Raw genomic sequence first — 10,887 nt, 5'->3', positions numbered from 1 at the left:
AAAACGCATTGCGTTTAGCGGCATATTGCACCGCATTTCGCACCATATTGCACTATATTTTGCTGCAAATAGCCCCAAAACAGGTGCAAATGGCGGTTGGCCGTAATAAATATTCATTTTGCCGCATGCACAAGCTAACCCCTTTTAGCATCAAAACGAACCCTCGCGAGAATCGATTTTTTGGGGCAAGTGGGCGGTTGGTGGATAAAAAGGGCAGCCATAGTGTTAAAATTCACACGGAAAAGCGGACAAAAGGCGAGGCTCCAGTTGATGGGTTAATGGGGTTACAGGCATTTGGAATTAAGCTAGCGGGGCTAGCTTATTGTATCTAGTCTTTCTTTAGTTTTTCTAGTTACACTAGTCGGACCAGTCAGACCTGTCGGACAAGTCGGACCAGTCTGACAAGTCTGACAAGTCTGACAAGTCTGACAAGTCCGACAAATAACAAGTTAACGAGTTAACAAGACTGGTGGCGCAGCCATCTTTTCACCTTTTCACCTTTTCACCTTTTCACCTTTAAGGGCGTTAGCCATTTTTTCACCTTTTCACTCTTTCACCTTTAAAAGGGCGCAGCCATCTTTTCACCTTTAAATACGTGTCAGATAAAAGAGAATTAGAGATGCAAGGTTGGCAATGTCGCGCAACAAATCTACAAAACAGAGCGGGCACTGCCCAACCTTGCATCATGCCAAAGATAAGCTAAGGCCTATTTTGCCAAATATTGGTCGAGCGTTTCGAGCATGGCGAAGGGTTTGTCCTTCATTTCCTTAACAGAAAAATCCTTGCTTTTGATTAGCTCAACCATCTCTGGAAAGCGTTCGAAGTTCATTTTCAGTTCCGACTTCGAGCCAATGTCGATGCCGCCCGAAGGCGCATAATAAGTTACTACCACTTCGTCGCCCTCCACACAATAGCTATAAGCCGCCGTTTTGGATGTCAGTCGCTGCGTGGGCGAGGCGTGAAAGATTAGACTGGCATCAGAAATGAAACCAATTACTTTCTTACCCTGATAGCCAACCATCCAAAAGAACTTATGATTGGAGTGTTTGAGGTTAAGTGGGCGTGTCATGGGCTTTAATGCATAGAGCGAACGGTATTCTTTCTGCAGTCCTTCTTTCCCGTAGATACATTTAAGTACCTTCACATCGTCGGCCTTGTAGGTGGTGCCTTCCTTACCGTCTTTTGTTGGCGTGATGGTTATCTCGTCCACATTCTTCAAACGGTCGGGTCCGTAGGTGCTAAAACCTTCTTTTAAGAACCATCCCTCAACGGTTTTGCCGTCGTTAAGGGTTAATACGCATTTCACTTCGGGCCGTTCTTTTGCCCATGTTGATGATACGATGACCATCGATAGCAACAAAGTTACAATTAATTTACTTTTCATGTTATGTTAGTTTATGAGTTGGTAAGTTTATGAGTTGGTGAGTTTATGAGTTTGCGAGCCAATATGCGATGCTTTGTTGAGAGCAGACATGTTACTAACGCGACAAATTTACGAAATAAAATTATATCGAAAAAGCGTTTGCCCATTAATTTACACATCATCGGCCTACATCCTGCAACAAAACATAAAAAACGATGTTGCATTTCGCCCATTACACTCTCACACAACGCATCTAATCCATCGCTCCCCACTCCGCACTTTTGCAACAATCCAAGCGCACAAAAATCATTTTTCACCATATATATTAGGTAATTACGGCAATAATAAGTAATTTTGCACTTCATTGTAAGCCAGTGAACATAACTTTCGCAAGGGCGTAAGCGCAAAAAGAAAGAGGACTTTGCCCGCCAAACACTAGCGAAAAAGCGCGTGCGCTAGCCCTGAACAACCCTGCGGTTTCCAACAAGTTGGGCTTACCGAACTTGAACGTTAAGATAGCAAATACAATAGTTAAGATAACAAATACAATAAATATATAGAAGATGAAGATTTCATTTGAAAACGCCGACAAGGTGAATGGCCTGCTTACCATCACCGTAGAAGAGGCCGACTACAACGAAAAAGTAGAGAAAACACTCAAAGACTATCGCAAAAAGGCCAATATCCCTGGTTTCCGTCCTGGACAAGCTCCGCTTTCGCTAATAAAGAAACAGATTGGCGAACATGTAAAGGCAGAAGAGATACAGAAACTTGTGGGCGATACCATTTTTAACTATCTTAAAGAGAACAATATACAATTCTTGGGTGAGCCGATGCCTTCTGCTAAGCAAGAAGAACAAGACTTGTCGAAACCCGCTCCCTACACCTTCGTCTTCGATATTGCCGTGGCTCCTGAAATTAAACTCGAACTGACGGACAAAGACAAGCTTGACTACTATGAAATAACCGTAGACGACAAGCTGGTAGACGAGCAAGTAGACGTGTTTGCATCGCGTGCCGGGAAGTACGAGCAGGTGGAAGAGTACCAAGCAAAGGATATGCTGAAGGGCGACATGAAGGAATTGAACGCCGACGGCAGCGAAAAAGAGGGCGGCATCGTGAAAGAAGGTGCGGTGTTGATGCCCGAATACATTAAAGTTGAGGACCAAAAGAAACTGTTCGACGGTGTGAAACGCGGTGAAGTGGTGGTGTTCAACCCCAAGAAGGCCTACCCCGACAGCGAAATTGAGGTTTCATCGATGTTGGGTATCAGCAAAGAACAGGCTGCCAACGTTGACTCTGACTTCGCTTTCCACATATTGGAGATTACTCGTTACGCCAAAGCAGCCGTAAACCAAGAGCTTTTCGACGCCATTTACGGCGAAGGCGCAGTGAAAGACGAGGCCGACTTCCGTTCGAAAATAGCCGAAGGAATTGCCAACCAGTTGGTTAGCAACAGCGATTTCAAACTGTTGCAAGACCTTCGCGCCTATTGCGAGAAGAAGGTAGGCAAGCTTACATTCCCCGAAGAGATGCTTAAACGCATCATGCTGAAAAACGTGAAAGACGAAAAAGAGGTTGACGAGAAGTTTGAAACCAGCCTTGAAGAGCTGAAATGGCACCTCATTAAGGAACAGCTGGTGAAGGCCAACGAAATAAAGGTGAGCGACGACGATGTGCTTGATGCCGCTCGTTTGCAAGCACGCATTGAATTTGCACAATATGGCATGAGCAATTTGCCCGATGAAACCATTGACAACTACGCGCGCGAGATGCTTAAAAACCGCGAAACGCTAGATGGCTTTATCGCCCGCGCCATTGAAAACAAACTGGTTGAGGCTACGAAAAAGGTGGTGAAACTGAAAAAGAAGAAAATTTCGCTCGACGATTTCAACAAAATGATGGAAGAAGACGCAAAGAAATAAGCGCACTACAACATGTGGCAACGCAAGCTTTTTACCTGTTTGCAGTTGCTAGCGTGATGTTACAGAACGGGCTTGCAGGGCTAGATGCCTTGCAAGCCCGTTTGTTTTTAGGCGCGTTCTAAAAGCTCCACGCAGATGTTATGGGCTCGCTTTGGGGTTGCCCTGCTCTACCTTTTGTCCTTACCCGTCCTCTTTTTTATCTCGCCCTGTCTGTGGCCTAGTTCCCCTTACCCCACCAAGGCGTAGGAGAAACATGCACAGATAAGGTTGGAAAACACACAGGAGGTGATGTTTTTAAGCCTGCACCCATTGAAAAATACCTACAAATGGTGATGCCCGCATTAGCACGTTTTAACACAAAGGCTTGTCCTATATCCTCATTATCTTAGTACTTTTGCAGCGTAAAATTAAACGTTTTTAAGTTTGTGGGCACAGCTTGAAATATTTATTCACATTAACAATACAAAAGTTTCCGCATTCTTTTCAGAATAGAAATTCTAACTATAAATATTATTTTACCCAGCAAAACCTTGAAGAGTATGGATTTAAAGAAAACATTTTACTCCTTGTTTTTAGGTGCATTTGTTCTTTGCTTGTTATCGTGTGCAAAGGAAGATGAATTTGAATTGCCTACATTGGTTCTTTCGGAGAACAGCGTTAGCTTTGAAAGAGGCGTTGGCGAAAGGAACATCAGCGTTACAACCAACCAAAGTAATTGGGTTGCATCTTCTCCACAAGAGGGCGAATGGTTGTCGTTAGCCCAGGATGGAAACGTTTTGAAAGTGAAAGTTGCCGAAAACAAGATGGGCGCCGAACGCACAAGCTATGTGCTGGTGAACGCCAACGGTGCTACGGGAAAGGTGGAAGTAAGGCAAAGTGCAGCAGACGTAACGCTAGACGTTGTGCCGACGGCCATATACCTACCCCAAATGGGCGGCGAAAAGATTGTCGACGTAACGACGAACACTTCGGTTTACGACGTTACGCCCAGCGAAGAAGTTAAATGGCTCAAAATAATAAAGTCGGACGAAGAGATAAAGTTGGTGGCCGAACGCAACGATACTGAACAAGACCGCCAAGTGAAACTGTATGCAAAGAGCGGCCATGTAACCCGCGAGATAGTTGTTTCGCAGTCGGGCATACAGCGTTACATCCTCCCCATCAACCCAGGTGCTCCACAAAACGTGCACAAGATTATGGAATACGAGCTGGGTCGCGGCAGCTATTTGCGCGAATATCAATCGGCCATGCCGGCCTATGGACTGGAAGAGACCTACACCTTCATTTCTCCTTCACCCATATTTACGTTGATACAATATTGCAGTGCCGATGGCGTTACGCCTTCGCAAATCATTTCCATCGGCGATGGTTCTAGGGCAATTGCAGCAGTGAAGGACAAGGCATTCGAGAAATTCCTTACCAACAACGGCTATGTGCGCAGCAATTCGGAATCCGACAGGGAGTATGTGAACGAAAAAGACTTGCTCTCGTTGAAAGTTTATGTATCTGAAAAGGAGAACAACGAGGGCGTTAACCTCACGTTTAAGCCCATAGTTAAGCAAGTTGGAGAATATAAGACGTTCGATAAAGTGCCTTATTATCCCCTCGAACTGTTGCAGAAAGACAACGTGAAGGTGGCCCAAGTGGAACAATATGAAAAGAATGCCGGCAGCAAGGAAGAAGAGCGCAGCTTTAACGAACATAAGCAAACCGAGGTTTCGCAACTTCAATACACGCTGAAAGGCACGCCAGGACCGAAGGATGCTTATGGCCGTATCCACATTTTCTATACCACAGACAAGGACGGAAAGACCCCCGACAAGCTCGGAAGTGTGCAAATTGGCGCGCTGCTCTTCAAAGATGTTAGTCTTGGCCTTTGGAAGTACGGCAACAAATGGCTCGTTACGAACGAATTGCAGAAGAAACTTGGAGAGGAAGGTTTCTCTTTCGTGCGCACAGCTGGCACCACTCACTTCTTTGCACGCGAAAGCGATCACCTCTTCATCGCCATTACACGCGTTGCCGACAACAACACGCCCGTTATGGCATTGCTCTACAATTACGATGCGTCTGCATCTGGCGCAGGCAGCAAAGCGTTGAAAGCACAAGAGCGGATGGTGCGCAACATGTTGAAAGCAAAGGATGCGTTGAAGTTTTAACATAAAGCGGTGATACCTTATTTAAATTGTATTCCTAGTATGCGTATAATAAATTTATATAAGCTGTTGCAGCTATCTACCGTGTGCCTGCTGGTGGCAATGGCGGTGGGATGTGCCAAGAGCGACGACTTTGAACAGCCACAACTAAGCGTTTCGGACAAGGAATTGAAGTTCGCCAACCAAGTGGGCGAAACAACCATTACCGTTACTACCAACTGCAAAGAGTGGGTTGCAACCACGCCTAAACAGTGGGTACACCTCACACAAAGCGGAAACGAGATTGTTGTAAAGGTAGATGCCAACACAACTGGCACGGAAAGAAGTAGCTATGTGCTTGTGGATGGCGGTCTGGCGGTTGAAAAAGTCATGGTAAAGCAAAGCGCGGCCGACATCTCGCTGAACATTGCCAACGGCGAACTGGTGTTGCCGCAGGCTGGCGGAAACACTACCGTAGACGTAAACATCGAGAGTGGCCTGTATGATTTGCAACAAAGCGAACAGCCCGAATGGTTGCAAATCGTAAGGAAGAAACACGCCTTGAAGTTTATTTCCAAACCCAACTACGATGCAACAGAACGAACGGTAAAGCTTACCATAAGCTATGCCGGCAAGAACAACGAAGTGGTTGTAAGGCAACCTGGCGTGTCTACTTTCGTTTTGGCATGCAATCCGGGCAACCCTTTCAGCCTTCATAAGATGATGGACTTTGAATATCGCCGCGGAGGTATATTGAAAGAGTATGGCGCACCCGACGAAGCCAACGGCATTTACGAGGAAAGCTACTTCTTCAAAACCACTTCTCCGCTGTTTAAGGATGTGGTATATGTGCACGATACGAAACATTTCGTACCGACACGTATCTATACGCGTTCGCTTGAACAGGCTGGCGTAGATGCCGTTAAGTCGCAGGCGTTCCAAGATTTCGTAACGGCTAACGGCTATGTTAGGGACGAAAAAGACCCTAACCACTACATGAACGTGAAGGAACGGATGACGATGGACGTGGACATCTTGGAGAGCAACCATAGCGTTGTGTTGTTCTTTTACCAAATACATTCGCAAGATCGCGACTACGAAACCTTCAAAACGCTCGACCTGGGTCCGCTTGCGCTGCTGAACAAGGCCGACAAGAAGGTGACCGACGTGGAGAATTACGAGGCGAACCTGCACAGCGAAGAGATTACGAGGAAGGTTTCGAAGAACAGAGACGTCGAGGCCATCGCCTATAAAACCAACGACCCCTTGCTGGTTGCCCGCACTTACTTCTTCTTCACGCGCGGTGGAGACAATCCCGCCCCACAAGACATGGTGGGAAGTGTAGAACAATACAGCCTAAGTTTCAGTCAACCCAACCTGGGTGTTTGGCAATACGGCAGAGAATGGTTCGTTACGCGCGAGTTTGACAAGCTGCTCACGTCGAACAACTTCGAGTTTGTGGGCTACAACGGCAAGCATCATGTATATGCTCGCCGCTCAGACTATCTTACATTGGCCATCTCTGGCGGTAAGTTTGCCGACGTGAACGGCGGACAGCCAGTCATGCAAATCGGCGTACTTTACAAAAAGAATGTCTTCGCAGGAAGTAAGCAACAGCGGATGCAAAAGATAGAAAGCATGCTTAAAACGCATCGTCCAAGTAAATAACACTGAAAAGAAACAAAACGAAAAACAATAGTGATGAAAAAAACTATTATATATATGTGTGCGTGTGCAATCTCTGGCTTGATGCTCGCTACATCGTGCCAAGAAAGCATGGAGATGGAAAACCCAAACTCCAAAACGCGCGCCGTTGCCATTGATAAGGACCTCTTTGCCGTGCGGGGGCGCATCAACGTAAAGTTGGAAAAGGGCACCAACCAAGCCCTGCCCACTTCTGCCAAGGGCAATGTAGAGATGCAAAGCGTGCCTTCGGCCATGTCGTCGGCCATGAAATACGCGGGCGCTTACAAGATGGAGCGGGTGTTTAAGCCTGCCGGAATTTATGAGGAACGCACCATTGCCGAGGGATTAGACCGCTGGTACACCATCTACTTCGACGAAAGCAAAGACGTTGCCGAGGTGTTGCAGCAGTTTAACAAGGCAAGCGGAATAGAATATGCAGAACGTGTGCTGCCCATCGCACGCCCCAAGTTTACGGCTAAACCCTATACAGGTCCAACCCCACAAACAAGAAACCAACCCACCGCTTCGGCCTTTAACGACCCACTTTTGGCCAAACAGTGGCATTATTACAATGACGGTTCGATAAGTCCACGGGCAAAGAAGGGTGCCGACTGCAACCTAAAACCCGTTTGGGAGAAGTACACAACGGGTAAAAGCAACGTTATCGTTGCCGTTGTTGACGGCGGAATAGACATTACGCACGAAGATTTGGTGGACAACCTCTACATCAACGAGAAGGAAAAGAACGGACAAGCTGGTGTGGACGACGACGGAAACGGCTTTGTCGACGACGTTTACGGCTACAACTTTGTTGAGGCAAAAGACGTGGTTGGCGGCACTATCCAACCCGATAACGAAGGACACGGCACGCACGTTGCAGGTACCGTCGCCGCACGCAACAACAATGGGAAAGGTGTTGCAGGCGTGGCTGGCGGCAACGGAACGCCAGACAGTGGCGTACGACTGATGAGTTGCCAAATTTTCAGGGGCAAAGACGAGCAGGGTGATGCAGCTGCCGCCATTAAATATGCGGCAGACAACGGTGCCGTTATCTGCCAAAACTCGTGGGGTTACTCCTCAACGTCGGGCGTTACGGCGATGCCCAAGCTGCTGAAAGAGGCCGTTGACTACTTCATTAAGATGGCCGGATGCGACGAAAACGGCCAACAACGCGCCAATTCGCCCATGAAAGGCGGCGTGGTTGTCTTCGCGGCCGGCAACGAAAACAAGGAGTTTGCAGCCTATCCGGCCTGTTATCCCCCAGCCGTTTCGGTTTCTGCAATGGCGTGGAACTTCGCTAAGTCCAGTTTCAGCAACTATGCGCGCTGGATTACGATTATGGCACCAGGCGGCGACCAAGACACATTCGGCACAGAAGGCGGTATTCTTAGCACCGTTCCCAAGAGTAAGGTACCTTCGGGCTATGCTTATTTCCAAGGAACATCAATGGCTTGCCCCCATGTTTCGGGCATTGCCGCCCTCATTGCATCCTATTTTGGCCGACAAGGTTTCACCAACGACGAGCTGAAATCGCGCTTAATCACGGCATACAGGCCTTTCAACATCGACGAACTAAACCCCGCTTACAAAGGAAAACTAGGCAAAGGGTACATTGATGCCGAGGCTGCATTCGAATCCGACACGAAGATTGCGCCCGAAAAGGTTGGTACACTCACTCTTACTCCCGACTTTGTAGACATCACTGCCGAATGGAGCATCGCAAAAGACGAGGATAAAACCGCGGCCTTCTATCGCTTATACATCAGTCCCAACGACCTAACGGCTGAGAATATCAAAGACATGAGCTTTAAAGAAATCAACGGCATGGGGCATAGTTTGGGCGAAAAGCTTAGATTTACCTTCGACAACCTGAAAGACAACAAGGCCTATAGCATTGCCGTTGTGGCAGTAGACCGTTGGGGAAACCTTTCAGAGCCCGCCATTCAGAAGTGTACAACCAAACTGAACCATGCCCCCGAAGTGACCAACTTCCCCGAAAAGGTTATCGAACTGAACAACAACGAGCGGAAAACATTCAGTTTCAACGTGGCCGACCCCGACGGACACAACTGGGACATAAGGGCCATAGGCGAAACCAAAGGCGTATCGTACAGCATCAACCAAGCCACAGTAACCGTAAGTATCGTCCCTGTGTTGCAAGCTGGTAGCTACACCTGCACGTTTGTTCTCACAGACGATCTTGGCGCCAAGTCGGAGAAAAGCTTTACCTTTAAGGTCATCCCGTACATGCCGCCTAAGCTAGAACAGCCCTTCGCCAACTACATCATTGGCTTAGACGAAGGCCCCCTGAACATCTCCCTAAAAGGTCATTACACCGGCAGCGGCAGCCAACTTTCTTACAAAGCCAATATAGCTAACGGCGGCATCGCCTCGGTGCAAGTCAGCAACGACCAACTGCAAATCAAACCTCTCGCAAGAGGTGTCACACGTGTTAGCGTGCTTGCATCAGATGGTCGCCAAACATCTTCCGATGGTTCGTTCCAAATTCGGGTCGTCGAAAGAAAGTCGGCACCCGTCTATGCCGTCTATCCCATCCCCGCTAAGACAGACATTAACGCCCTACTCAATCCCGAAGTTACGCAGGCAGAGTTCGTTATCAGCTCTACCGTTGGCGAACAACTGATGAGTGCCACCGTAACTCCCGACAAGAACAGCGTTGCTACGCTGCCCCTTTCCAAGCTGCGCCCCGGAACTTACAAGCTTACCGTGCACACCAGCAAGGGCAATCACACCCAAATGTTCATTAAACGATAACCCGAACGAGTATGAATTCAAAACATGTCATCATCATAGCTTGCGCAACACTGCTCGGTGTTGCGCAGGCCAACGCCCAAGGGCAAGACCTTTCCGTGCTGGCTGCAAATCCCGATGCCCGAACAGCTGCTATGGGTAACGCGGCTGTTGCGACCGATGGGATGTACCTATACAACAATCCCTCTGCCTTTCTCGGTACAAACAAGAAGTTCTCGGCAGACGCATCGGCCTCCATTTACGAGAAATCCGAAGGCTACGAGGGAACATTCGGGCTCTACACCGCCGCTCTGGGCTACAGGTTTGCCCGTCGTCATGCGGCATTTGCAGGCTTTCGTTACGCTGGTGGCTTAAAACTAAAAGGCTACGACATGCTTGGCAACCCCACCAAAGACTACGAACCCTACAACTGGACCATCGACTTGGGTTACGCTTACATGCTTGGCAACGGCTTTTCTGCCTATGCCGTGGGCAATATCCTTTTCAGTCACCTCTCTAAAAACGCCGTTGGGGGTGCCTTTACCCTAGGCGCATCCTATCAAAAGAGCAGCATCACGGCAGGCAATAAACCCACCCACCTGATGCTAGACGCCAAGGTTGGCGCGATAGGTCCGCAGCTCGACTACGGCAACGGCAACAAAAACACCATGCCGACGTATGTTGCCGTGGGCGGTGCATTAACCGTCGACGTGGCCAACAAGCACCAAGTTGCAGGCGCGTGGTCCACTCGTTATTTCTTCCGTCCATCAGAATACAAGGTACTTATGCTTGGTGGCGGACTGGAATACACCTATAACAAGATGGTATCGCTACGTGCCGGCTACGAATATGGCGACCGCAACCTCAGCCACTTCACCATGGGCGCAGGCTTTAAGTATGGCGGACTGCGCCTAAACGGAGCCTACATGCTGAAAACGGCAGATGCTGGTAGCAGCTTTTTCAGTGTTGGTTTAGGTTACGACTTCAATAAAAAGCACAATTACAAACAACAGCTTATCTAAAATTA

The 10,887-nt window shown here is 48.1% G+C and carries 7 protein-coding genes; 6 read left to right on the top strand and 1 reads right to left on the bottom strand.

Going from position 1 to position 10,887, the window contains the following annotated elements; genetic code table 11:
* The coding region (locus HMPREF2955_RS16675) for a hypothetical protein (RefSeq protein WP_210401329.1) at positions 1-332 on the top strand (332 nt) is incomplete at its 5' end.
* Positions 333-706: 374 nt separating this feature from the next.
* Here HMPREF2955_RS16675 and HMPREF2955_RS13160 read toward each other — a convergent pair.
* The gene (locus HMPREF2955_RS13160) at positions 707-1,384 is read right to left on the bottom strand and encodes a hypothetical protein (RefSeq protein ID WP_070723895.1); all 678 of its coding nucleotides are present in this window, start codon (positions 1,382-1,384) and stop codon (positions 707-709) included.
* Between the two features lie 542 nt (positions 1,385-1,926).
* Between HMPREF2955_RS13160 and tig the strand changes: the two genes are divergently transcribed.
* The 5 genes from tig to HMPREF2955_RS13135 all read left to right on the top strand — a co-directional run bounded on the left by tig (position 1,927) and on the right by HMPREF2955_RS13135 (position 10,882).
* Positions 1,927-3,288, top strand: a complete 1,362-nt coding sequence (gene tig, locus HMPREF2955_RS13155; protein WP_070723894.1) for a trigger factor — start codon at positions 1,927-1,929, stop codon at positions 3,286-3,288.
* Positions 3,289-3,827: 539 nt separating this feature from the next.
* Complete coding sequence (locus HMPREF2955_RS13150; RefSeq protein ID WP_070723893.1) at positions 3,828-5,447, top strand: BACON domain-containing protein; 1,620 nt, start codon at positions 3,828-3,830, stop codon at positions 5,445-5,447.
* Positions 5,448-5,486: 39 nt separating this feature from the next.
* A complete protein-coding gene (locus HMPREF2955_RS13145; protein WP_070723892.1) occupies positions 5,487-7,091 on the top strand; it encodes a BACON domain-containing protein in 1,605 nt (534 codons plus the stop codon).
* A gap of 33 nt (positions 7,092-7,124) precedes the next feature.
* Complete coding sequence (locus tag HMPREF2955_RS13140; protein ID WP_070723891.1) at positions 7,125-9,884, top strand: S8 family serine peptidase; 2,760 nt, start codon at positions 7,125-7,127, stop codon at positions 9,882-9,884.
* Positions 9,885-9,895: 11 nt separating this feature from the next.
* Positions 9,896-10,882 (top strand): PorV/PorQ family protein, encoded by a 987-nt coding sequence (locus tag HMPREF2955_RS13135; protein WP_070723890.1) that lies wholly within the window; start codon positions 9,896-9,898, stop codon positions 10,880-10,882.
* Positions 10,883-10,887: the final 5 nt, after the last annotated feature.

Source organism: Prevotella sp. HMSC073D09 (genome assembly GCF_001814145.1).
In the GTDB taxonomy this organism is placed as follows: Bacteria; Bacteroidota; Bacteroidia; order Bacteroidales; family Bacteroidaceae; genus Prevotella; species Prevotella conceptionensis.
Note: the sequence above shows the minus strand (reverse complement) of the source record. Positions and strands in the feature narration are given on the sequence as shown.

Coding starts and splice junctions, on each gene's coding strand:
- HMPREF2955_RS13140 (WP_070723891.1), top strand. CDS start 7,125: ATGAAAAAAACTATTATATATATGTGTGCGTGTGCAATCTCTGGCTTG.
- tig (WP_070723894.1), top strand. CDS start 1,927: ATGAAGATTTCATTTGAAAACGCCGACAAGGTGAATGGCCTGCTTACC.
- HMPREF2955_RS13160 (WP_070723895.1), bottom strand. CDS start 1,384: ATGAAAAGTAAATTAATTGTAACTTTGTTGCTATCGATGGTCATCGTA.
- HMPREF2955_RS13145 (WP_070723892.1), top strand. CDS start 5,487: ATGCGTATAATAAATTTATATAAGCTGTTGCAGCTATCTACCGTGTGC.
- HMPREF2955_RS13150 (WP_070723893.1), top strand. CDS start 3,828: ATGGATTTAAAGAAAACATTTTACTCCTTGTTTTTAGGTGCATTTGTT.
- HMPREF2955_RS13135 (WP_070723890.1), top strand. CDS start 9,896: ATGAATTCAAAACATGTCATCATCATAGCTTGCGCAACACTGCTCGGT.